The organism is Candidatus Nitrosopumilus sp., from assembly GCF_965223225.1.
Lineage (GTDB): Archaea > Thermoproteota > Nitrososphaeria > Nitrososphaerales > Nitrosopumilaceae > Nitrosopumilus.
In genome coordinates, this window is record NZ_CBDCVU010000004.1 from 1,548,369 (window position 1) to 1,570,940 (window position 22,572).

Here is a 22,572-nt window from a genome sequence, read left to right on the forward strand (position 1 = left end):
TTCTAATTCTCTACTCCGAATTTTGCTGCAATTTCTTTCCTTATTAAAGGCTTCAGACGTTCAATTCTTGCATCAATTGTATTGTCAAATGTCATTGCGCCATCCTTTGATTTTGCTACAATTCCTCCAAGGCAGTCAATTGTATCGTTACTTAATTCAGATCCAGGCAAATTGGATAATTCTGATTGAACCACCTCTCGATCGTTTGTGCTAGTCAATACCACAATTTCACTTGTTCCTAGAATTTGGGTTGCTTCATTTAATAGAGTTTTAATTAAATTCGAATAGTCACCGCTTCTATCGGTTTTTGCGATACGATCCAAGGCAGTTGAAAAGACCTTATCTACTGCCTCTTCTAAAAATCTAAGTTGTTTATTTCTGGCCTCAAGATCAGAACTTCCCACGATTTGCTTTTCTATCTTGTCAGCCTCTTTTTTTCCGTCAGAGATTATTTTATCATACTCACTTTCCAATTTAGGAATAGAATCATCCAAAGATTGTTGTGATTCATCAAGTGCGGATTTCAGATTATCTAGAATATCTTTTTCAGTGTTGTTGAGAATTTTGTCAATTGTAGATTCTAATGCAGAATTAGACGTCAACGGCTGCAGTTAACTCATAATAGATTTTAATGTTTGGAAAGGACAGCCAATCAGAAAGATATTAAACTCAATGATATTACGTAAAATTTGCCTTGGGAACAGCAGATCTGAAACTTGGAACCGTAATTCTGCCAAGAAGCGAATCACCAAACGCAATATCAAGATTAACGGAATTTGAATGGTTTCACAAGATTGATTCAGCTAGCGATTTAGTTACTCCAGAAATCGATGATCTTCTTTTACGGGCACAGCAGACTTTCCAGTCAATTGATGATGTAGTCAAAGGTATGGGAATTCCACCAACTGTGGGAATTATGGAGATATTATTCAAAGGGACTGTAATTAAGAAAAAAAATTATGAAATTAATGAAATTGAGGACATGATAAATGATCTTAGCAAAGAGGCACCTTCAGTAATTGATGAGCCTGCAAAACTTTTAGAAGATTCTGCAAACATCAGAGTTTCCATAGAAGAGTACAAATCACTAAAAGAGACTCTTGAGGTAATCAGGAAATTGAATATGGATCTCTCTGGATTCGGTTTAATGAGATACTTTTTCACAAATCTCTTTGTGATAGAATCTTCTGACTTTGATGAAATTAAGCGCTCTCTAGAGGGCATTACTATTTACAAATATGACTTAGAAAGCAAAGACAAATCTGCAATTTTAGTAATATCAGATAATTCTGAGGCTGAAAAGGTTTTGAAGGTTTTGCGAAGCTTCAATTCCAATACTTTCAAGATACCAGAGGGTTTCCCACAAGTTCCAAGTGAGGCATATGCATTAGCAGAATCAAAAATAAAGGAATTAACAGACAAACAAGCAGCTATTACAAAACAATTAGCAGGTTTAACAAAAAAGATTCGCCGTGATATCCTATCAATACATGAAAAGGCTCTAGTTGCAAAAGATGTGCTTGAGACTTTAAGAAAACCTGGCGGAACAAAGCATTTTGCAGTTATTCAAGGGTTTATTCCAAAAAAAATGGAATCAAAATTTCAAAATTCAACAAAACAGTGGACATCAGTAGTTGAAGACATTACTGATCCAAAATTACAGGAACAAATTCCAACACTGTTTGACAATAAAAGATTTGTTCGAACTTTTGAGGTAATTACAAAAAGTCAGGGAATTCCAAAATCCGGAGAACCAGATCCTACTCCAATGATTGCACTAATGTGGCCAATTTTCTATGGACTGATGTTTGCAGATATGGGTCATGGTCTGTTACTAATGGGAATGGGCCTGTTGTTCAAAGTGAAAGGACAAGGTGAACTTTCAAGATGGGGAATGCTTATTGCAATTTCAGGAGCAGCAGCAGCAATAGCAGGTGTTGGAGCAGGAGAAGCGTTTGGGTACCATCTTGATCATATGGGTCCATTTGAAGGATTACTAGAAGAAGGTGGAGCACTACATTCTGTTAGTTGGATAGTGGGAATTCTTAGTGTTGCAGAGTTAACATTTGAACAAGTGATTAACATACTCAAAGTGTCATTATTCATAGGAATTGTACACCTTGTTTGGGCAATGATTTTACGAATCATCAGACTAGCCAAAGAAGGCCACAAATTAGTAATGTTTACCGAAGCAATTCCAAACATTACACTTTACGGAGGCATAGTTGTGATTATGATGTGTGCCATTGGTTCCCAATATGATGTCATGAACATGTACTCCAAAGTCCATACAGAACCAGTACCATGGGTAACCATGTTCCTTGGAGAATGGGCACAAGTATGGATTGTGACAAGAATTGCAGTGGTGATAGTGATTGCTTCTATGGTATTGATGATAATTGGAGGAATAATGCATGCAAAGAAACACCCAGAAGATGGAAGTGACCCAGCAAGTGTGATAATGGAAGTATTCTTGGGAAAAACAGTAGAAAGTCTTGCACATACAATTAGCTATGCCAGACTTGGTATCATGTTGTTAGTTCATGCAGCTTTGTTACTTACAGTAAATAATGCATTCTCATCTTTAGGAGGTGCAGAATCAGGAGGAGCCTGGGCCATGATTATAGGAGGAAACTTGGGAATTATGATGATTGAAGGACTAATTGTATACATTCAGTCCCTTAGGTTGCATCTGTATGAATTCTTTACAAAGTGGTATGTGGGAGGCTCACAACCATTTAGACAGATCAGACCGGAATTAATCTATAATCAATTCATTTGGAAAAGAAAGTAACAAAGTCTCAGACAAGAAATAGAAATTAGAAAGCAGCCTTTTCTTTTAGATCGTAATTTTGTGCAATATTACATAATAATGAAAAATAAGTTTGTTAGAATTTTTACGTCATAGTCAAAATTATAGAACTACAGAACTTTGTTAAATTATAGTTTCAGTCAAAGTAAAAAAATCAATAAATTATTGTTCAACAGGTAAATCAAGTAGATTACCCCACTCTCCCCATGAACCAAGATAAACTCTAACATTTTCAAATCCAAGTCTTTTAAGTGCTAGAAAAGAATTAGCTGCACGATATGCGCCTTGGCAGTAAGTTACAATTTCAGCATTTTTTGGTATGTCATACAATTTAGAAAGATCAGAGTCATTTTTGAAAGTGCCATCATTGTACAAGTTAAGATTCCAATCTATATTGATTGAACTTGGAATGTGTCCAGTTTTGGCAGCCCTAACAGTTTCTCCGCTATATTCTCCTTGGGATCTTGCATCAATAATGGTTAATCTATCAAGGTTATCTTGGATATATTCAAAACCAGAAATTAGATTTGGATCAATTTTTCCAAGAAAGGTAGAAGGTTGAAAGTGATTTGGTTTAGTTTCAATTGGAAGATTTTCTTTTTGCCATTTTTTTATCCCGCCATCTAGCATCAAAACATTTTGATGTGAAAAATACAACAACATCCAAACGCCTCTTGCTGCAAGCATTCCAGATACATCATCATAAAAAATTACTTTCTTCTCAGAAGTAACTCCAACAAAAGACAGAAGTTTTTGTGTTTGTTTGTTAAAGCTCTCTATACCGTCAGATGTTGTATCAAACCAATGAAATGCAAAAAGATCTAAATTAACAGATCCTGGAATATGTCCTTTGGAATATTCACCAAAAGAACGTGTATCAACAATCAAAACATTGGTATCATTTCTAATAGAGTTTAGATCTAAAGTTGATATCAACATACTTTACAACAAAGTAATACAGTTTAAAATATTTAATTTGAAAAAAATTCTGATTGTTAAGAAGAGAATTTTTTATCAAGGTTAATTTGATTTGTGATTATTAAAAAAATTGAAAATTTCATAGATAATAAAAAACGAGGTTGTAAGTAGACGCAGTTGCTATAATGCAGACTCATCAGTCGCTTTGGATGCAATATTGACTACCTGAACAACATCTGTAACAACAACTATTCCATCTCCATTCTTTCCTGTATAGGTAGCCTTGGAAATTGCTTCAATAATTTTTGAAACTTCAGAATCTTCGACAACTGTCATGACAGAAACCATGTTATTGTATTCAGCTTGAACCTGAGCTGTTCCACGACCACTACGTATCATTGGTCTTGCAGCAGAACCCTGGCCCTTGATGCTAGTCACAGTAACTCCTTTTGCTCCTGCTTCTCTAACTGCAGAAACAGTCTCAGAAAGTCTATCATTTTTGATTATCGCTTCAAGTCTCTTCATATACTTGAATAGGATCGGTTATTAAAAAAGATATAGAGATAAAAAATAAAATAAAAATCAAAAATAGAAAATAATCAAAAATAGAAAATAATCAAAAATAGAAAATAATCAAAAATAGAAAATAATCAAAAATAGAAAATAATCAAAAATAGAAAATAATCAAAAATAGAAAATAATCAAAAATAGAAAATAATCAAAAATAGAAAATAATCAAAAATAGAAAATAATCAAAAATAGAAAATAATCAAAAATAGAAAATAATCAAAAATAGAAAATAATCAAAAATAGAAAATAATCAAAAATAGAAAATAATCAAAAATAGAAAATAATCAAAAATAGAAAATAATCAAAAATAGAAAATAATCAAAAATAGAAAATAATCAAAAATAGAAAATAATCAAAAATAGAAAATAATCAAAAATAGAAAATAATCAAAAATAGAAAATAGATTTCTATTCGTTGACGTATGCTCTTTCGCCGTGTTGTGCCAAGTCGAGTCCGATATCTTCCTCTTTTGGAGTAACACGGATTCCACCTGGCCAAACTATGTCCATAACCTTCAAGATAGCAAAGGTTACTGCAACTGTATATCCAACAGTAATTAGAGCACCGATGATTTGGATACCTTGTTGTTCCATACCTTCTGGTGTACCAGTCCAAGCACCTATACCGTCTCCAGTATCCCATATGTGTGGGCTAGCAAGAGTACCTGCCAATATAGTTCCGGTTAATCCACCCATTCCGTGGACACCCCAAACATCTAAGGCATCATCCCACTTCTTAGCGTTCTTTAATGCTACAGCACCATAACAAATACTGCCTGCAGCAATACCTATAATCAAAGCACCCATTGGTCCTACCCATCCTGAAGCAGGAGTAATAGTTCCTAAGCCAGCAATAGTACCAGTTGCAGCACCAATAATGCTTGGTTTTCCAGTATGAGCCCAACTGAGCAACACCCAAGTTACTGTACCTGTTCCTGCAGCTACATTTGTAACCATCCAAGCACTGACGGTGATACCATCAACCATTACTTCACTACCAGGGTTAAATCCAAACCAACCGAACCATAGAATTCCTGCACCCAATACTACCATTGGTACATTGTGAGGTTCCATTGGAACTTTACCAAGTCCCATTCTTCTACCTAGCACGAGTGCTGCAGTAAGTGCTGCGAATCCACATGTTATGTGTACAACAGCTCCTCCGGCAAAGTCAAGTAAGTAACTTGGTGATAAGTCTGGGTCTAAGTCTAATGTTCCATCTCCCATAAATCCGCCTCCCCATATCCAGTGGGCTACAGGATAGTATACAAAGGTGGACCAAATTATAACGAATATTATAACTGCGCTGAACTTCATTCTATCAACGACTGCACCAAGGATTAAGATTGGTGTGATTATTGCAAAGGTTCCTTGGAATGCAGCAAATAACATGTGGGGTATTGTACCAGGCCAATCTTGGCTACATTGTTCAGCGTCAACCATTTGATTCATTTGGTATGCTGCCGACCAAGTATCAGCACAAGGACCTACAGCCCCTAGTGGGGCATAGTGAGACACATTGTTAAAGCCTACATAATCAAGCGAGCCCATGAAAGCATTTGCTGCTTCATAGTTAGGACCGAAAGCCAAAGAATAACCAAATGCAAGCCACTGCATTGCAGCGACACCCATTATAACTAAAGTCATACCAAAAACGTTAACTGCGCTCTTACTTCTTGCAAGACCGCCATAAAATACTGCTACACCCGGACTCATCAAAAGTACCAAAGATGATGCAGCTAGCATCCAAGCTGTGTCACCTGTATCAATTCTACATGGCAACATGTTACCTTCACCATCATCATACCAGCATTCATGTGGATTGCCGGTATAGATACCAGAGGTACCAAGTACGTAACCATCCATGCCGTCATCTACTGATTGAGCATAGGCCAAACTCATTGCACTGGTTGAAACTAAGGTAAATACTGTAAGCATTGCGAGTAAAGTTACATTTTTCTTTTTCAAACCTAGTAAAGTTACGTTCTGATTTTTCATCTGTCTCCGTAAACCATATCTCTTTAAAAGCATTATTAATTTTTTTTAAAAAAATATGTTACTAATACAATTCATGTTCTATAGAGATTAACAATTTATTGATCCTATAAAATTCGGATTTTGTAGATGTTGGAAATATCTATCTTTGACACGTTTAAAATGTCAAACCAATTAACTGGTAAGGCAAAACGCCAGAGAAAAATTATTAAGATAATTGGTGGGTCAAGTGTACCCGATCAAAGAACAAAAGTAGAAATTTCTAAGAAGGTAGGCATAGAAAACGAGCAATCGTGGAAAAATTCCTACTCTGGAGTTTACGAAGATATTGAAAAAATCTTCTTACCACAAAGAATAATCGAGGAAGAAGGCAAGATACCAGTAAGAAGAGGACCAAGACTCTTACAAAAGGAAGGTACTGGTTACTACAAGCTTACAAAAATTGGAAAATTGTTGTTATTTGGAATAGGCGACAAAATCGATATCGATTTTAGAGAATATACCGATGAAACAAATTTAGGAGCAGACCTGAATTCATTATACGAGACAAACCAGGAATTGTGTTTTTTGTTGATTGAAAATTACATATCCATGAATTGTGTCAACAGGGAAGAAATATTGCCAATAAAGTCTAAGAAATTCAGTCAGACCTCTAGTCAAAAACTAACATGCGATCTTGATTTTCTTAGATCAATGTTGGCTATCAGCAAAGAAGAACAAGAGAAGGTACTAGAAATATTGTCAAGGATTGATTCTAAACATTAAAATCTATTTAAATCGGATTTTCAGTAAATGGGCGGTTCAAAAAATGTCTATGCTTCAGTTAAGGCATACAGTAAAAGAGGCAAATTACTGACAAAAAGCGATTTTCAGACTCTTGCAGAGTCCAGAGACATGGAAGAGTTGGTAACTAGGATCAAGAATACCATTTATGCCAATGCAGTAGCAGATATTCAAAAGCCATATACCTCACAAAAAATTGAGTCGGCTCTAAGAAATCAGCTAGCAGATGTTCATTATTCAATTTCAAAAACATCAGGAAGATCTGGAGTACTAGAAGCATATTATATGAAATTCATTATTTCAAATCTAAAATTAATTTTAAAAGGTAAAGTTTTAGGAAAACCACAAGAAGATATCGAATCTCATGTGAATCTACATGCAGAAGAATTAATCAAACAGAGAGATATTGTAGTAAAAGCACTAGTAGCAAAAGATTTGGAAGAAGCTGTTGCCAGTTTTAATTCCGTAAAATTTGGAGAAGAGATATCCAAAGCTGCTGCACTGTATAATGAGAAAAAGAATCTTCAGATATTTGACACATATTTTGACAAAATATTATACCAATACTTGGCAGGTTCTATGAAAAATTATTCAGACAAAGAATCTACTAAACTAGTTGCAATGGATATTGATTTTTACAATATACTAAGCATCATAAGAGGAAAATTTTGGGAGTTACAAGAAGATCAGATTGAGGATTTGATAATCAACACGGGTCCAACTTCAAAAGAGTTGTTTGGAAGAATGATGGCTGCATCCACATTGCGAGATGCATTCAACGAGCTATCAAATACAAAATACAAAAACTTGATCCCACAGGCAGAAAATGATTTGGATGCAATCGCAGAATTTGAGAGAGGATTTGAAATGATGATCTATGATGCATCACGCAAGTCATTTACAAAGATGTTTAGTTTTGCAAACATTGTAGGAATTACCAAACTAACTTCGTTTGAGGTTAGAAATTTAGCAGCTATTGCTTTTGCAATTGAACAAAAAATACCAACTGAAACTACAATGTCAAAGCTAATTTTAGAAGAAGAATAGAGATCAACAATGATCGGATTTTCTAAAAAAGAAAAAAATGAAGTATCTGCAGAAAATCTGGTAAATACAATATGGGTCAGTTCCTTTCTAGCGATGATCTTTACACTTCCTCCATTGGGGATATTTCTTGGAATTTACTTGTACACAGAAGAACTTGTTATTGGAGCTATAGTCGGGTTTGGAATCCATTTTGTCATTCTTGGTTTTTCGGGAAAGATATCAAAAGCAATAACCAAGATGATGAATTGAGATGATAAGAATAACAGGAGATGACGATGTGCATGATGGGAGACCGCGATTTTCATAGTATCGTAAAAAATGCAATTAGTTCAATCGGAAGAGAATTAGAAGTTTCCATTGATACAGAAAATATTCAAAATATCCATTTGAATGAAGTTGTTCAATGTCTGCGTAGATCATACTATGATCGTGTAGAACCCCAAGAGATCGAAAGGAGTGGGTTCAATGACCTGTTGTCAGGACTGCTAAGAAAGATGCAATACGGTAGTGAGCCAAAAGATTTTGCTATTGATGAGATAATTCTAAGAGGACAAGCAGATATGATTGCAGATGATTCTATCTTGCTATTTCGTTCAGCCAAGGAAGAATTAGAGTCACCGTTTGCAAATGATGTGTTGTATCTTAATGCATGTATGTGGATATATGACAAGCAGGATGGAATGATAGTGTACATCACAGGAGACAGAAAAGAGATCACATTTTCCTTAACACGCAATAAAAAAATGTTTGAAGAAGTAATACGAAGAGTCAGGGTCTTAAACAATCTTTTAAAGGAAAAAAAGACACCAATATTAGAACCATCAGAGCAATGCAGCTCTTGCCAATATTATGAAAAGTGCTTTACAAAAAAGAAGAATACAAAAACAATAACATTATCAGAAATACTAGGATTTAGTAAGAAAAGTTAAGTCTATCGTAGTGAAAAACACGGATTGATAAACAAACTTGGTTTTTTATTCTAAGGGTTCTGGATGTCCTTTACCACGAAGAGCAAAGCACACTACTGCTAGTGCAATACCCATTCCAATTGCTGTGCCAAATGCGGCCATACCTGCTTCTGCCATTTGATAAAAATCAACTATACGTCCTTTTATAATTTTGTTAGTAATTTTATCAAAAAAATAAACTATTGTAATTTCATAAAATCATGATACTTTCATCACTTTGTAAATTCAAAGTGAAGTTCATTTTCCTGTCCACTGGTCATGGAACTCAAATTATAGAAAACATCGCCTGAAACTTTCCATTTAGCTGTACCATCTTCAAGGGCAGACCACAATTCGGGGGTGTTTCCAGTATTTTTTAGGACAATCTTATCCCTAAGAAAAATGGAATTTTCACCAAGCAGAGTGTAGTAGTTTGAACCAAACTCAACCATACCTTCAGGCCTATTGCCAATCTGGCCTCCTGAAAGTTGTTCAGTTTCAGAATATCCGGTCTCAAATAATTGATAATCCATGACCTGAACTATCATCGATCGCTCATTAGGATTTGAGATTTTAAACGCAAGTTCAATGGTTGCAGTTCTTTCTGAAATTTTTGGGACAGATATGTCATCTAATTCGATTTGGAGTGGGAGTGCTTGTGAAACAGTTGGAACTTTACTTTCATTTACGTTCTGGTCATCTGTAACAGAATTGTTTGTTTGAGGTTCAATTGTTACAGAAGAACCCATTAAAAGAATCCCACCAAGTACTGCAATCAGGCCAACTATTGCTATTCCTACAAAAATTTTAGGATTCATTATTTTTGCATTCTCTCCAGATTTCTTAAAGGTTGAGATAGTTATTATACCATTGCAGAGAGAAAATATCATGCAGTATTTTCAGGCAGTACAAAAAGGAAAACAGATAGCAGGAAAATCGCAGATGAAGATGTTTGAAGCAGCTGGATTTGGAATGTTGACATTAACTACAAAGAAAGTAGGAGGAGATTTTCAGCCAGTAGGAGAAGAAGACTTTACTGCAGTGATAGAATCTGCAGAGGGAACCGTGGCAATAATTGTAGATAAAGATGGATTTACCAAAGCTCAATCAAAGGCATTAGAAAAAGAAGAGGCATTGGCAATTTACAAAAAACTCGTAGATTCAGGAATGCCCGAATATCCAGGAAAAGAGATCCAGATATGGTCAGAAACAAGACCAACCATACAAAATGAAATATCAGGTTAAAGAAAGAAAAAACGATTCTACTTTGAAGGGAGGACTATTTCGGTTCCAACATCGCTATCACCTTTGATAGCTTTTTCTATGGTCTTGGTATTTGCCTTGAGAATTCTTGTTTTGATTTTTGAGCGCTCAATTATCTTAAGAGCTACAATATCCATCAGATCATATCCTCCTGCGACAGAATCCTCATGTACTAACATATTTTTGAGATTTTTTAGCTTGATTCGTTTGAATTTTTTTGCCTTTTTGAACTTGTTTGGATCCATGTCATATACGCCATCTACATCAGTTGCGTTAAGAAATTGTTCTGCACCAATTTTTTCAGCAATGAGGGCAGCAGTTCCGTTTGTACTTTGACCTGGATGTAAACCCCCTGCAACCACTATCAGTCCGTCATCTACTGCATGTCTTATCTCCTGTAGAGTTGTTGGAGGATGGGCATATGCTTTGTTTTTTAGTGCATAAATCAACAGTTTGGCATTTAGTCTTGAGATCTCTATTCCAAGTTCGTCAAGTGTAGACTCGTCAGCACCTGAGGACCTTGCATGAGAGATGTAGTGTCTTGCTATATTTCCGCCTCCAGCAATTACAACAGGTTGACATACTTTGCTTATTCTAACTAGAAATGCTGCGTAATCCTTGAGAACTTTGACATTATCCATGCCAAAGACTCGCCCTGATAATTTTATCACAATTCTCTTTTTCATTTGAGGTCACCGATAATGGATTTTGCGGCAATTTCAACTTTTTTTCTATTCTTTTGATGGGTGTAGATTCTAAGGATATTCATGAATCCAGAAATTGTAGATACGACTGGGATTTGTGAAATTGGCATCTCTTTGGACGTGTATTTCCCATTTTTATCATAGGATGTAAGAATTATTGACTTTGATTCGTTTTTTGATGGAGCAAGAGGAATCGAAGGAGTGACGGAACTGTCAACAAATATCTCAGTTTCATCTATGTTGGATTTTTTTGATATTGCAGACCTCAATTCAGCTGTTCTGGTCTTTTTTAGATTTGTTCTGCCTGTCAATATTCTCTCAAAAACGCACTTCAGTAATTTTCTATTTTGATAGTCTTCTGCAAATTGTTTAGCGCGCCTTAGCTTTGATGATTTTGATGAAATCAAAGCAGACAAAACAGATTCATCAGTTAGTTTGACATACTCATCTAGATTAAATGTAGTAAACCCAAATTCATCATCAGACAATCGCAAGGCCTCAAGCAACATTACTTCCGCTGCTCTTACAGTTTTATGAAAGTAAACTGCCTTGAACATCTGGTATCTGGAATGCATCATAGACTCAAAAGAATACAGAGCAGAGCGCTCAAGTGCCAATTTATTTTTGTGAATATCAAGTGACTGGGTAATTCTCTTGTGATCAATTTTTGCATGTTCTGCTCCTGTAAAATAGCCATCTCGCAATAGATAGTCCATCATGTCTGCACTCAATGCGCCTGATACTATTTCATTTAGATATTGAAATTTTGATTCTCCAAATGCTATACTGGCAATTATTTTAGAATCAAAGCCGTCCCTTGACAAAAGATCTTGGATTTCAGACTTTAGGATGATCTCGCGACCAAAATCCTCGTGTGAAATTTTTTTTTCTTGAATTATCTCCTCAAACAGATGAGAGAAAGGACCATGGCCAATATCATGAAGTAGTCCTGCAAGTCTGAGAATAGCGATATCATCATAGGAATTTAGTAATCCCTTCTCATGAAGACTTTGGCCTGCCTGACCTGCTATGTGCATCACACCCAAGGAATGCTCAAATCTAGTGTGTTGGGCTGCAGGATATGTAAGATGTGCACCTGAAAGTTGTCTTATTCTTCGCAGTCTCTGAAATATTGGATTGTCAATAATTGCAAGTTCGGTTTTGTTTACCTGAATAAAGTCATGAATTGGATCAATTATGTCTACTAGATGATTGGCTTTTCTTCTTCTTCTTTTTGCAGCAACAGTCATGATATGATTATCATCATCCTAGTTTAGAGAATTTCTGTGAGAAGGTCTTCATAATTTCTTCATGCACTTGCTGTTTAGGCTTTGATGCATCAATAATTTTCCAACGTTTTTGCTTTGCGGTGGTCTGGTATAATTTTGATATCTTTCTTAGGAATTGTTCATTTTTTTCAAACTTGTCTCTGTTCTTTTTCTGTCTGCTAAAGGATTCTTTTTGCGTCACATCAAGTAATATTACAATGTCGGACTTGGGCAAACCTGCATCAAGACTCTCCAACCACTTTTGTTTCAAGCCGTTTGCTATGCCATAAACCAGATTTGAATGATAATATCGATTCATGATTAGAACTGAATTTTTTTCTTGTGCTGCCTTTATCTGATCTAGCTTTTCCCATCTGTTTGCAGACAAAAGACAATGGATTACCTGTGGTGGAAATTTTCTTTTTCCGTCTAGATATTGCCTAATCTCTTTTCCTATTGGGGTTTGATAATCAGGAAAATGGAAAAGTTTTGTTTTGAGTTTTCTTTTTTTCAGGGCTCTTTCCAGCATCTTTGATTGGGTTAGCTTGCCTGCCTGGTCGCCGCCCTCAATTACAATTATCATAAGTTATCAATACAGAGAATCCAATTAATTAAAAATCTATCAAGCCTACTACGTTTCTACAATACAGAAAACAGTTAACAGTTGATAACATTGGTAACACAGAGCCTAAAAGTCTCAAACCCAAATACAATATGATAAAATGTCCGAATATCTGCAAATCCCTAGAGAATTTTTAGAAGAAGAGCAAAAACTGTGCCAAACTATGCCAAAATTGTGCAATTCAGGCAAGCATAACACAAAATGTGGGCCACAGCCATCACATCAAAAGAAAACAAGAAGAGACAGTCTACAAATTGCATTTTGAGTATGGTTACTCTGCTAGAAAGATTGCAACGATGATCAAGGCAAACAGAAACACTGTAAACTCGAACATTTCGTTTTGGTACGGTCAAATACAGAAAGATGAAGACAGAACATCGGGCATTGATTGGATAAACAAGATCTTCTGCAGACTTGAGGCAAGGCGGGTAAGACTGATGGAGAAGATGGAAAAGACTGAATCGCTTGGAGATTGGATGTTGATTGAAAAAATGGTAAATGAAATTGACATAAAGACAATGCAGATTTTGGTAAAGTTAGAATCAACTGAAAAGACAAGCTATGACAGGGTAATGAAAAAAGTAAATGATTTTCTAAAAGAAAATGGGTATGAGGAAAGATATGTGCTGTGGGGTCAGACAATAAGCATGAGTAATGAGAATTCAGCGAAAGTAAAAAGGATAATAGAATCGGACAGACTGCACAAAAACAAATGAAAAGCCAAGAAAAGAAATCCTTAGTTAGGGTATTGCATACAAAAAAACAAAATGCAGCAATTAAAAAATTTCAACCAGTCTGAAGTCACACCTGTTGAGTGGTATTCTATTAACAGATTTGTGCAGGAATTAAAATCTCAAAAGGCAGATTCATCATTCATCTCGCTTTATTATCCTCATGGCAATGATGCACAAACAATTCATCTTCTCAGAAAAACAAAAAGAAATGAAAGGCTAGAAAAAATTGAATCTGCAATTGAGAGAGAAATTGCAAAAAACAACAGCAATACAAAGACAAAATCAAAAGACAGATTCATCAATACTCACTGCATTTTTGGCTGGCATTCAAATGGAAAGACAACACTCAAGGAGATTGGAATTTCAAAGAAGCTTCCGTTTGTGTATCTTGCAGGCAAAAGACCGTTTGTAAAACCATTTCAAGACATTCTAAAATCCAACTATCAGATTATTCTAGTAATTCTTGACAACAAGTCTGCACGCATACGACATATGCAAGGAGACAGAGTCTTAGAAGAGCAAAGACTCAGCATTAACTTGCAGGGAAGACACAAAAAGGGAGGCCAAAGTCAGAAGAGATTCCTACGTGCACGACAGACATTCATTCAGGGATTTTTTAAGAGAATAGCAAAAAAGATTGAGAATTTGGACTCAAATGACGTTGAAATCTTGTTTATTGGAGGAATAGGTACTGCAAAGATAGAGTTTCATGATGAGTTAAACTCTGAGCTAAAAAAGAAGTGTCGTTTCATCGAGGGCATTTCGTTTGGAACCAACGTAAATGAGCAGAACAAGAAGATAATAAAGCATCTTTATGATTACAGAAAAAAGCACGTTCTTGAGGTCACTGCAAAATTTGAATCTGCGGTAAAAGAGGGGCTAGTCCTAAAAAATAATTCCAGAATACAAAAGGCACTTGAGAGAGGTGCAGTAGACACGTTGTTGGTTTCGGCAAACTATTACCACTCTTCTCCAACAAATCAAAAGATAATCAAGATGATTGAGCTTGCAAAAGACACATCATCAACAGTGGAGTTTGTCACAAATCCAAGGCTGGTTGCAAAACTTGTAGACTATGACCATGTATTGGCACTGTTGCGCTACAAGTAAAGGTAATGATAAAAAAATTTTTTGGGAATGTACATTAGAAAACATTTGAATCTTGAAGATAATTTCTACGCTTTCTTTTTATGTTAAAGCAGTATAAGCATACCATAATAGGTAGGCTGGAGGTTTCTTTTCCGACCCAGAGCCTCACAGCCATCTATTGTTATTCTAAAAAAGCTAAATTACAATAAAAAAATTGATTTTTGGTTAATTAGTTAAATTCTATAGAGACATATGTAAACCATGGAAGAAGAAAATAAAATTAAACAAGAAGAAGAAAAAGGGATTTCTTTTTGTGACATTATGAAAGAAGACACATCAAAGATGATTAAAGAAACAGAATCAAAGATGCCTATATTTTTTCAAAGCTATTCAGATTTGTACACAAAGTATCTGCACTTGCTTGACGATATTTTTGGCACATGCTACATTGCAGAAAAAGAATTCTTTGACAAACTCAACATAGATCAAGGAATTCTAAAACAAATTAAGGAAAATTCTGAAATTGTAAGGAACAATTACATCCAAAGCATCAATTCGAGTGCAAAATTTTTTGATGAATACATCAAGATGAAAACCTCTGCAATTGAATCATTTGACAAATACTTTCACGTCATGATGGAATCATATGCAAAGACATTATCACAAATCAACAAGTCACTTGAAAATAATGAAAAAAGATGAAAGGTTACTAAAACTTAAGGCCAAAAACTGATAGTATTATGGCAACAGTTTCACACAGATTCCAATGGTGGGAAGGCGACTTTGGTCTCATCAATGGCTTAAGACCTGCAACGGGGGTTATCAGGTGACAGCCGAACCTTTCAAGTAATCTTTGGAGTTATCGTATTTAACTAATGTTCATAATTCATACTAGTGGTAAAACCTGCTATGTTAGTACTATTTTTGAGGCATCAGCAGATAAGAAATCCTCAATGTTTGTCTTTGTGATTTTGTGATCTGGATTCATTTCAGAAATCATTTTTGCAGTCAATCCCAATGACATTTTAACGCCATCAGTTTTTTCTGGATCCGTTCCGGGAAACAGCCTAACAGTTGTTTTGTCCTTTCTAGTTGTGACTTCAATTAGAAATTGTTGATGCAGTTTGTCAATTACAACTGCAGGAACAAGTGCAATCCGTTTTTTTCTGTCAAGAAACACATCTAGCAACTTTATCAGGATAGGTTTTGTTTGGATTAACTCACTGAATTCCTTAGAAAAGCATTCAAGATCAATTTCTTTGTCAAAAACTACGTGTGGCATTTTCTATATCTCCTCTTTTTTCTTCCTCAAACGGTAAACAATTTTTTCTTTAGATCGTCAGAGAAGATCACTAGCTTGCAACTTTTGCATGCCAACAAGTCTTCGCTTTGTTTTCCTGATATGGATTTTAGTAGAATTAAGGAGGGTTGTCTGCAGTTAGGACAGTCTGCCAATAATTCTTTTCTGATTGAATACCTTTGAGTCATAAACAGTATTGTTAAAAATAATATTTAATTATAAATAAAAAAATTCAATAGTGCCAACAATTCTTACAAACTAGATAATTTTTGAAAAAACCAAATTAAATAAATTCGGAAATCATATTGGTCTTCCTTTGTATTGATAATCAATTATTTTGTGAAAGGTATTATGAGACGCAATTACAGCTATGACAGATAGTGCAGCCCATACAAAATTCCTGATTGTTATTAGCTCATTTGGCTTATCAATTATCAAGGATGTCTCAAAAACAAAATAAAAGTTGTCAAAGAGCCAAAAGGCCAAGGTTATCCATGACAGTATTCCTGCAATAAGAAATCCCAATCTTGTTTTATTCTTGACAAAAACTATTGCTGCAATTATTGTAATGTACCAAAAGACTCCTGCCAAAATCCAAAGAGGCTCATAAAGTTCGGTTCGATCATCTAACCAATAATATGTCGTTCCAACAAGTGCCATTGCAATTAATGACACAAGCAGTAGTTTTTGGTTGATTTTGAAACCAGTACGCTCTTCTCGTATAGGAATGTCTGGAGGATTATCTCTAATTTCATTGGTTGCAATATCTATGGCGTCTCTTACTGACTTTAGTTTTAACGGAATGATCTTGGTAATAGAATCATTAGTGACTACGGTATCATGAACCAGGCTATCAATTAGTGGCCTGGCTAACGATGCCTTTACAGGCGTTATGAGATCAACCCAATATGATGATAGTCTGGTAGTAAGAAAGGGAATCTCAATTACAAACAAGTTTTTGTTCAGATAGTGGGCATATACACGCATGAGTTCCTCGTAGGTAAGCTTGTCCTTTCCTCCAATCTCATAGATTTTTCCGGCAGTTTCTTGGTGTATCATACATCCAGAAAGATATTCTATTACATCATCAACTGCAATTGGCTGTGCAAGTGACTTTACCCACGATGGACACACCATGACAGGAAGTCTCTCAACCAGATATCTCAACATTGCATAGGAACCTCCTTGGGCGCCAATAATCAAAGATGCACGCAGTTCTGTTACAGGAATATCGCCGGATGCAAGAATTTCTCCAACTTCTTTTCTGCTTTGCATATGTGGAGATAGTTCAAGACTGTCATTTACCAAACCTCCAAGATAGATGATTCTTTTTACTCCAGCCTTGGATGCAGCCTTTAGAAAATTCTGAGCTTGAATTTTTTCACGGGATGCAAATTCCTTCCAGTGATCCTTGTTACCTTCCATGGAATGAAGCAGATAATATGCAACATCAACTCCTGCAAGTGCATTTTCTAATTGAGATACATCAAACACGTCGGCTTGAACATATTTTACATTTTTAGTGTCTGGAATATTTTTTCGTGACATTCCCTTTACAGTATATCCTAGGTTTGCAAGGTGAGATATTAAACGGGATCCAATAAATCCAGTTGCGCCTGTAACCATTATACTGTATGGTTTATTTTTTGATGCAGAATCAGTTGACTGTTGAGACATTTCCAATTACTCTTTTCTTTTGTGGATAATAAAATAGATTGGAATGATAAGTATTATGGAAATTATCGAAAAGAAAATTGCGATTGAAAGGTAATCATTTACAAACAGCTTTGTCTCAATCCATGCCTTTGGGAGTATGGTAAAAAGATCAGCTCCTGAAAAATCTTCAATTGTGCCAATGGCTAAACTGTACTTTCCACTTTGATTTTTCTCATCCATGACCACAACAAAATATTTTCCGTCATATGGGAGAACGGTTTTGATTTCCTGTCTTTCCCAATAGGTTACCTGACCAAATGGCTCGTAGAATTCATTTCCAGGAAATTTTCCCTCATAAAGTGATTTTTGAGTTTTAAAATGGAATTTCTCTAAAGAATCAGAATCGACACTATTTGAGATAGTTTCTTCATCACTCATCAGGAGAAGAGATGGTGAATACTCCTCTAATCCGCTAATTTTTGGGATAACTATGCTTGCATAAAATGAGTCTCCTTTTTTGGCATCAAAGGTGTAAAATTTGGCCTCATCTGCGCCTAAATTCTCATAAATTGCCCAAGAGATCTTGTGATCAGGAATATGCAAAGCAGAATCAAGGCTGCGATGAGAGTCATCATGGCTAATCAGTTTGTGCCCATATGCAGGAGAAGCAGAAGCAATTGCTAAAACAAGCAACAAGGCTAGAACCTTTTTCATAAAAGATATTTTGAAAAATAGTATTTTAACTCAGACTGAAAATTCTCTAGTTACCACTAGAATTATTTCTGAGCACTATTGATATATGAAAAAATGTAAGATAATTCATGAATTCGATATTAATTCAAAAATGCCATGATTGTGGAAAAAAATTCCAAGATTGGGGATGTGATCATTGTTACACCAGATCAGTCATAGAAAAATCAGGGGTAGGTGACTATGATAAAACCAGATAAGCAAAATTTGGAAATACTGATTCCAAAAGAAAAGATTCCAATCAGAATTTCATTTATGAAATCAAATGGGTTTCCCACAGTTGTTTCCCTTTGGTATACACATGAAAATGGGAGAATTTATTGTGCAGTACAAAAGACAGCAAAAGTGATTTCTTATATTCAAAAAAATCCGAAATGTGGTTTTGAGATTGCAGGTGACATGCCACCATACAAGGGATTGCGTGGAGAAGGCACAGTCAAAACACTACATGATAAAGGGGAAGAAATTCTTGAAACTTTAATCGAAAAGTATCTAGGTACAAAAGAATCAATGCTGTCAAGATTTCTTAGGGGTAATTCTAAAAACGAGGTTGCAATAGAGGTAATTCCACAAAAAACATACAGTTATGACTATTCAAAAAGAATGAAGGATGTTATAGTAGCATAAAAATAGATTAAAATTATCTTTTGAATATTTCTTCATCATCACTACAATCTCAATTTTTTTAAATTGGTTTTGTATTCTAAATAATTTACAAATAGAGTGCAATCTAGATGGGGGCTTTTGAGCACAGCAAGTTCTCTGTTAATTGTTTGGCCTTGAGCTTATATGAGATTCTATAAAATACCAAAATTCCAAATAACTCTAGATATTCAACAAATCCTACAGTGTAAAAATGCAAGAGCCAACCATCAAGTCTTTGGTCAATTGATGCAATAATTGCACTCATCTTGGGAAATTCAGTGACAAATGTGACTGGAGTCATCAGAAAGCCCATTAGCCAATCCTGATTATTGATTTTATCAGTCATTTTTAGAATTTGTTCGGGGTTTTCTGTTGCAGGAGGAAGATTTTGTGTGGCTTCCATTTTTAGATGAGAAAACGTAGAATTTCCTTGCTCTATTGCAAAAATCATTCCTCCAAGTACCAAGAGTAGGAAGATAGATTCACCAAATGCTACAAGGCCACGCTTACCTTTATGGAATTTGTATAATTGTCTTTCAAACATAACACCAAAAAATCCCAGCTTTTTCTTTTTTGCAAGAACAATAATTACAATGGAAATTGCAGAAATGACACCTAGTGATCCAAGCCAATCATCTGAGACATACTCAACAAAAAGAAGTCTGGCAGGTAAGAGAATCCCCGTCATTACTCCAAATACTATTAGTGATTCAAAAATTCCTCTCAATTAGATTCACCTAAAACACATCTCTTCATAAGAAAACAAGTGAGAAGATGCATTTAACCAAGTTCAACAATTTAAGCTAGTGCTAACTTTTTTGTTTGCTTGTTTAGTTACCATGTGAGAACAAAATCTGAATTGAAATATTTGTCCTGTTTGTTTTATCTTTTAGAAATTTATCATAACTAGGACAATTTTTTATTTTTTTAAACAAGTTGTTTTTAACTAATTTAATGATGTCCGAACCGCCAAAGGCAAAAGATGGCGATCAATTGTGCCCTATATGTAACAAGGAAATAAGCAAGCATAATGTATCTGAGATGCTCTCATGCTCACGTAAAATACAAGAATCTGAAAAAGGAAAAGCAGACAATGATCAGATGAAATAAGATAAAAAAATAACACTAGAAAATAGCAGAATTTCAGCTAAAACACAAGAGTCAGGAAAATTAAGACAGGGCCTTTTGTGGACAATTCAGAAAAATAGGCACGGATTTTAAGACAAAAAGGTGGAGCTGTCAGATTTGTGTTGTCGGCACTAGTTTGGAAATTTATCTCTTGGTTATATTGAATGAAAGTACAATAGCATTGAGGAGAAATGCAAAAATCAACATACAAAAAAACACCACAGCTGCAATTCTGGATCATTATAGCTGCTGCGACTTCAGTGATACTAGTTTTTACGATTACTCCTTGGAATATAGTTCCAACTCTAGTAACTGAAGAAGTGACTGTCATTGCTGTAACTGATTATGGCTGTGTTGGAGAATCTAGAATGGGACAATCCGTTATTGTGTCAGACTGTAAGGTAGGTGTTGGAGAAGTAGTTTCTGCAACATTTTATGTTCCTGCCATGACTCAAAACGGGCACTACGATAGGATTCAGGATAAGCTAGAAATGGTTAATCCTTAATCTCTTTTTTTGTTAATTTAAAATTTTTAATTTTATCCTTTGACTTGTTAAAGAAATAGAAAATAGATTATGAAAAATATTTTGCCCTAGTGCCAAGACAAAAATTTTACCTCACCTCTAATATTCTAGAAAAAACAAAACAGGTTATGACAGACATAATTTGGGGAAATGGCTCGAAGATATTGTCAAGAAACTCATTTGTTCTTAGTGTTACTCACAGAAAGGACGGAAACAAAAAAGATTACTCTGATTCTGAAGAAGTAATCATTACTTCAGCAGATCTTCCGGGACTGCCCCACAATGAAAATGAATGGAACGAAGATGCATTAAAGATGTGTGTGATTGATTCATTTCTAAAATGTGAAGTGGATCAAAGAAATGAAAGCGGAGTTCTTTTGGCAAAAGTATCTCATTCAGGAGCAGGTGGATACTAGTGTGGAAGCCACTAGTAGTTGACTATCAGCACGTAAGCAATGAAATTGATTTGTATGGGTTATCAGACAGGACTAGGGTTTCTCTTCTTCCTCCTGCGATAATAATTCGTAATTTTTATGATAAAAAAAATTGTCAAACAATAGTTGATAGAACCAAAAGCTACAACAAGAACAATTTTCAAAATGACAAATTATTGCATTTGGGCCCATTCCTAATGGAACATGTAACTGACAAGAGAAGATATTTTGAGGCTGCAAAAGATGCCCAAAAAACAATTGGGAAAATCTTTGAGGAAATAGAGAATCCAATAGAGAAAATTTACAAGGCAATATCCATGCTTTTTCCAGGCTTTTCAGTCTCAGTTGCTACTGAATCTCAAAATGATTATTCTCAGGTAATAATTCGAATGCATGAGAAAGAAAAATCAATCCCAATCCACAAAGACAATGTAAGACACGAAGGAAAAGAATATGCTGCAGTACGCGGAATTGATTATCAGTTATCCTGCGTTCTTCATTTACAGGAATCAGAGGCAGGTGGAGAGTTGATAATCTATGACAAGCAATGGAAAAAAGAAGACGAAAAGTTTCGAAATATAGATTTTGGATATTCCTCAGAACTGGTAAAAAATAATGAATTCTGCAAGCTGTCAGGATTTTCTGCAGGAGATCTAGTTGTTATTAATCCAAATTATTATCATGAAGTCACAAAAATAACAGGTGACACTTCAAGGATTACACTTGGTATGTTTTTGGGATTTTATTCTAAAGAATCTAGAATTGTTGCATGGGCCTGAATTTTTTATTGAATAGGTGTGAATAATTTTTGTTTTATCTTCACTTGCTAAAATAAAAAATAATTAAAACAGTTCCTCATTTTATCTTTCTTCTAATCGCAGAGGAAACAACTACGAATATACCTACAATGATTCCTATTGTTACCAAAATTATCATAACAGAATTCATCTCAAGGCATTGCCATCAAAGGTTTATAACCAAAAATTACCAAATTAATACAAAATGGGCTTGGTAAAAGAAGTAATAAAGGAAATTGGAAACAAGTCAAGGGAATTCTACGAGTTTGTCTTGCCACCTGTGGATATGTACCTCAAAGAAGACTCACTCAAACTAGTAATTGATATTCCAGGATTTACAAAAAAAGATATCAAGCTAACATTGTGCGGGGATATATTATCAATCAAGGCAGAAAAAGAAATTGACGAAAAGGAAGCCGAATCCCTAATCTCAAACCAAAGACCAAACATAATTGATAAAAAAATTAGACTGCCAATCGACATCAAGCAAGGAGAAGAGAAAATAGATTCTGCAAAATATGAAGACGGAACTTTAACGATAGTTATTCCCGTAACAAAAAGAGGAAAAGATATTTCAATAGAATAAT

The 22,572-nt window shown here is 35.1% G+C and carries 29 protein-coding genes; 16 read left to right on the forward strand and 13 right to left on the reverse strand.

Going from position 1 to position 22,572, the window contains the following annotated elements; translation table 11 throughout:
• Positions 1-2: 2 nt before the first annotated feature.
• Positions 3-602 (reverse strand): V-type ATP synthase subunit E, encoded by a 600-nt coding sequence (locus ACOQN3_RS09805; RefSeq protein WP_420546270.1) that lies wholly within the window; start codon positions 600-602, stop codon positions 3-5.
• A gap of 92 nt (positions 603-694) precedes the next feature.
• Here ACOQN3_RS09805 and ACOQN3_RS09810 point away from each other — a divergent pair, with 92 nt between their 5' ends.
• Complete coding sequence (locus tag ACOQN3_RS09810) at positions 695-2,794, forward strand: V-type ATP synthase subunit I (RefSeq protein ID WP_420546271.1); 2,100 nt, start codon at positions 695-697, stop codon at positions 2,792-2,794.
• Between the two features lie 180 nt (positions 2,795-2,974).
• Here ACOQN3_RS09810 and ACOQN3_RS09815 read toward each other — a convergent pair whose 3' ends face one another.
• The 3 genes from ACOQN3_RS09815 to ACOQN3_RS09825 all read right to left on the reverse strand — a co-directional run bounded on the left by ACOQN3_RS09815 (position 2,975) and on the right by ACOQN3_RS09825 (position 6,237).
• Positions 2,975-3,751, reverse strand: a complete 777-nt coding sequence (locus tag ACOQN3_RS09815) for a sulfurtransferase (protein ID WP_420546272.1) — start codon at positions 3,749-3,751, stop codon at positions 2,975-2,977.
• Between the two features lie 159 nt (positions 3,752-3,910).
• Positions 3,911-4,255, reverse strand: a complete 345-nt coding sequence (locus ACOQN3_RS09820; RefSeq protein ID WP_420546273.1) for a P-II family nitrogen regulator — start codon at positions 4,253-4,255, stop codon at positions 3,911-3,913.
• Between the two features lie 452 nt (positions 4,256-4,707).
• Positions 4,708-6,237, reverse strand: a complete 1,530-nt coding sequence (locus ACOQN3_RS09825; RefSeq protein WP_420546633.1) for an ammonium transporter — start codon at positions 6,235-6,237, stop codon at positions 4,708-4,710.
• Between the two features lie 186 nt (positions 6,238-6,423).
• On the opposite strand from ACOQN3_RS09825, the gene ACOQN3_RS09830 reads away from it, so the two are divergent.
• The 4 genes from ACOQN3_RS09830 to ACOQN3_RS09845 are packed head-to-tail and all read left to right on the forward strand — an operon-like array spanning position 6,424 to position 9,053.
• Positions 6,424-7,059: a hypothetical protein gene (locus ACOQN3_RS09830; RefSeq protein WP_420546274.1), complete on the forward strand. Its 636-nt coding sequence runs from the start codon at positions 6,424-6,426 to the stop codon at positions 7,057-7,059.
• Between the two features lie 27 nt (positions 7,060-7,086).
• Positions 7,087-8,124, forward strand: coding sequence for a V0D/AC39 family V-type ATPase subunit (locus ACOQN3_RS09835; RefSeq protein ID WP_420546275.1), 1,038 nt, complete (start codon positions 7,087-7,089; stop codon positions 8,122-8,124).
• Between the two features lie 9 nt (positions 8,125-8,133).
• Positions 8,134-8,373 (forward strand): hypothetical protein, encoded by a 240-nt coding sequence (locus ACOQN3_RS09840; RefSeq protein WP_420546276.1) that lies wholly within the window; start codon positions 8,134-8,136, stop codon positions 8,371-8,373.
• 32 nt (positions 8,374-8,405) lie between these two features.
• The gene (locus ACOQN3_RS09845; protein ID WP_420546277.1) at positions 8,406-9,053 is read left to right on the forward strand and encodes a Dna2/Cas4 domain-containing protein; all 648 of its coding nucleotides are present in this window, start codon (positions 8,406-8,408) and stop codon (positions 9,051-9,053) included.
• Between the two features lie 251 nt (positions 9,054-9,304).
• Here the strand turns inward: ACOQN3_RS09845 and ACOQN3_RS09850 are convergent, their stop codons facing one another.
• Positions 9,305-9,889, reverse strand: a complete 585-nt coding sequence (locus ACOQN3_RS09850) for a hypothetical protein (RefSeq protein WP_420546278.1) — start codon at positions 9,887-9,889, stop codon at positions 9,305-9,307.
• 70 nt (positions 9,890-9,959) lie between these two features.
• Between ACOQN3_RS09850 and ACOQN3_RS09855 the strand changes: the two genes are divergently transcribed.
• The gene (locus ACOQN3_RS09855) at positions 9,960-10,316 is read left to right on the forward strand and encodes a hypothetical protein (RefSeq protein ID WP_420546279.1); all 357 of its coding nucleotides are present in this window, start codon (positions 9,960-9,962) and stop codon (positions 10,314-10,316) included.
• 17 nt (positions 10,317-10,333) lie between these two features.
• Here ACOQN3_RS09855 and pyrH read toward each other — a convergent pair whose 3' ends face one another.
• The 3 genes from pyrH to tmk are packed head-to-tail and all read right to left on the reverse strand — an operon-like array spanning position 10,334 to position 12,889.
• Positions 10,334-11,020 (reverse strand): UMP kinase, encoded by a 687-nt coding sequence (pyrH, locus tag ACOQN3_RS09860; RefSeq protein ID WP_420546280.1) that lies wholly within the window; start codon positions 11,018-11,020, stop codon positions 10,334-10,336.
• The gene (locus ACOQN3_RS09865) at positions 11,017-12,288 is read right to left on the reverse strand and encodes an HD domain-containing protein (protein ID WP_420546281.1); all 1,272 of its coding nucleotides are present in this window, start codon (positions 12,286-12,288) and stop codon (positions 11,017-11,019) included. Before ACOQN3_RS09865 ends, pyrH begins: the two co-directional genes overlap by 4 nt.
• Before the next feature lie 13 nt (positions 12,289-12,301).
• On the reverse strand, positions 12,302-12,889 hold the full coding sequence (gene tmk, locus ACOQN3_RS09870; protein WP_420546282.1) for a dTMP kinase: 588 nt from the start codon (positions 12,887-12,889) through the stop codon (positions 12,302-12,304).
• A 242-nt stretch (positions 12,890-13,131) separates the two neighbouring features.
• On the opposite strand from tmk, the gene ACOQN3_RS09875 reads away from it, so the two are divergent.
• The 3 genes from ACOQN3_RS09875 to ACOQN3_RS09885 all read left to right on the forward strand — a co-directional run bounded on the left by ACOQN3_RS09875 (position 13,132) and on the right by ACOQN3_RS09885 (position 15,453).
• The gene (locus ACOQN3_RS09875; protein WP_420546283.1) at positions 13,132-13,644 is read left to right on the forward strand and encodes a hypothetical protein; all 513 of its coding nucleotides are present in this window, start codon (positions 13,132-13,134) and stop codon (positions 13,642-13,644) included.
• 51 nt (positions 13,645-13,695) lie between these two features.
• Positions 13,696-14,772 carry a Vms1/Ankzf1 family peptidyl-tRNA hydrolase gene (locus ACOQN3_RS09880; protein WP_420546284.1) on the forward strand — a complete coding sequence of 359 codons (1,077 nt, stop codon included), beginning with the start codon at positions 13,696-13,698 and terminating at the stop codon, positions 14,770-14,772.
• A gap of 240 nt (positions 14,773-15,012) precedes the next feature.
• Entirely contained in the window at positions 15,013-15,453 is a 441-nt protein-coding gene (locus ACOQN3_RS09885) for a hypothetical protein (RefSeq protein ID WP_420546285.1), read from the forward strand.
• Between the two features lie 205 nt (positions 15,454-15,658).
• On the opposite strand, the gene ACOQN3_RS09890 is transcribed toward ACOQN3_RS09885, so the two are convergent.
• The 4 genes from ACOQN3_RS09890 to ACOQN3_RS09905 all read right to left on the reverse strand — a co-directional run bounded on the left by ACOQN3_RS09890 (position 15,659) and on the right by ACOQN3_RS09905 (position 18,421).
• Positions 15,659-16,033: a hypothetical protein gene (locus ACOQN3_RS09890; RefSeq protein ID WP_420546286.1), complete on the reverse strand. Its 375-nt coding sequence runs from the start codon at positions 16,031-16,033 to the stop codon at positions 15,659-15,661.
• Positions 16,034-16,059: 26 nt separating this feature from the next.
• Complete coding sequence (locus tag ACOQN3_RS09895) at positions 16,060-16,239, reverse strand: hypothetical protein (protein WP_420546287.1); 180 nt, start codon at positions 16,237-16,239, stop codon at positions 16,060-16,062.
• A 112-nt stretch (positions 16,240-16,351) separates the two neighbouring features.
• Positions 16,352-17,728, reverse strand: a complete 1,377-nt coding sequence (locus tag ACOQN3_RS09900) for an NAD(P)H-binding protein (protein WP_420546288.1) — start codon at positions 17,726-17,728, stop codon at positions 16,352-16,354.
• 6 nt (positions 17,729-17,734) lie between these two features.
• Complete coding sequence (locus tag ACOQN3_RS09905; RefSeq protein ID WP_420546289.1) at positions 17,735-18,421, reverse strand: hypothetical protein; 687 nt, start codon at positions 18,419-18,421, stop codon at positions 17,735-17,737.
• A gap of 107 nt (positions 18,422-18,528) precedes the next feature.
• Here ACOQN3_RS09905 and ACOQN3_RS09910 point away from each other — a divergent pair, with 107 nt between their 5' ends.
• Both ACOQN3_RS09910 and ACOQN3_RS09915 read left to right on the forward strand, forming a co-directional pair.
• Positions 18,529-18,657: a hypothetical protein gene (locus tag ACOQN3_RS09910; protein ID WP_420546290.1), complete on the forward strand. Its 129-nt coding sequence runs from the start codon at positions 18,529-18,531 to the stop codon at positions 18,655-18,657.
• The gene (locus ACOQN3_RS09915) at positions 18,641-19,084 is read left to right on the forward strand and encodes a hypothetical protein (protein WP_420546291.1); all 444 of its coding nucleotides are present in this window, start codon (positions 18,641-18,643) and stop codon (positions 19,082-19,084) included. Before ACOQN3_RS09910 ends, ACOQN3_RS09915 begins: the two co-directional genes overlap by 17 nt.
• A gap of 103 nt (positions 19,085-19,187) precedes the next feature.
• Here ACOQN3_RS09915 and ACOQN3_RS09920 read toward each other — a convergent pair whose 3' ends face one another.
• Positions 19,188-19,829 carry a hypothetical protein gene (locus tag ACOQN3_RS09920; RefSeq protein WP_420546292.1) on the reverse strand — a complete coding sequence of 214 codons (642 nt, stop codon included), beginning with the start codon at positions 19,827-19,829 and terminating at the stop codon, positions 19,188-19,190.
• Between the two features lie 227 nt (positions 19,830-20,056).
• On the opposite strand from ACOQN3_RS09920, the gene ACOQN3_RS09925 reads away from it, so the two are divergent.
• From ACOQN3_RS09925 to hsp14, 5 genes are all read left to right on the forward strand, one after another.
• Entirely contained in the window at positions 20,057-20,212 is a 156-nt protein-coding gene (locus ACOQN3_RS09925) for a hypothetical protein (protein WP_420546293.1), read from the forward strand.
• A 209-nt stretch (positions 20,213-20,421) separates the two neighbouring features.
• Positions 20,422-20,736, forward strand: coding sequence for a hypothetical protein (locus ACOQN3_RS09930; protein WP_420546294.1), 315 nt, complete (start codon positions 20,422-20,424; stop codon positions 20,734-20,736).
• Between the two features lie 146 nt (positions 20,737-20,882).
• On the forward strand, positions 20,883-21,170 hold the full coding sequence (locus tag ACOQN3_RS09935; protein WP_420546295.1) for a hypothetical protein: 288 nt from the start codon (positions 20,883-20,885) through the stop codon (positions 21,168-21,170).
• Complete coding sequence (locus ACOQN3_RS09940) at positions 21,170-21,967, forward strand: hypothetical protein (RefSeq protein WP_420546296.1); 798 nt, start codon at positions 21,170-21,172, stop codon at positions 21,965-21,967. Before ACOQN3_RS09935 ends, ACOQN3_RS09940 begins: the two co-directional genes overlap by 1 nt.
• A gap of 223 nt (positions 21,968-22,190) precedes the next feature.
• Complete coding sequence (gene hsp14, locus ACOQN3_RS09945; RefSeq protein ID WP_420546297.1) at positions 22,191-22,571, forward strand: archaeal heat shock protein Hsp14; 381 nt, start codon at positions 22,191-22,193, stop codon at positions 22,569-22,571.
• The last annotated feature ends 1 nt before the right edge of the window (position 22,572 follow it).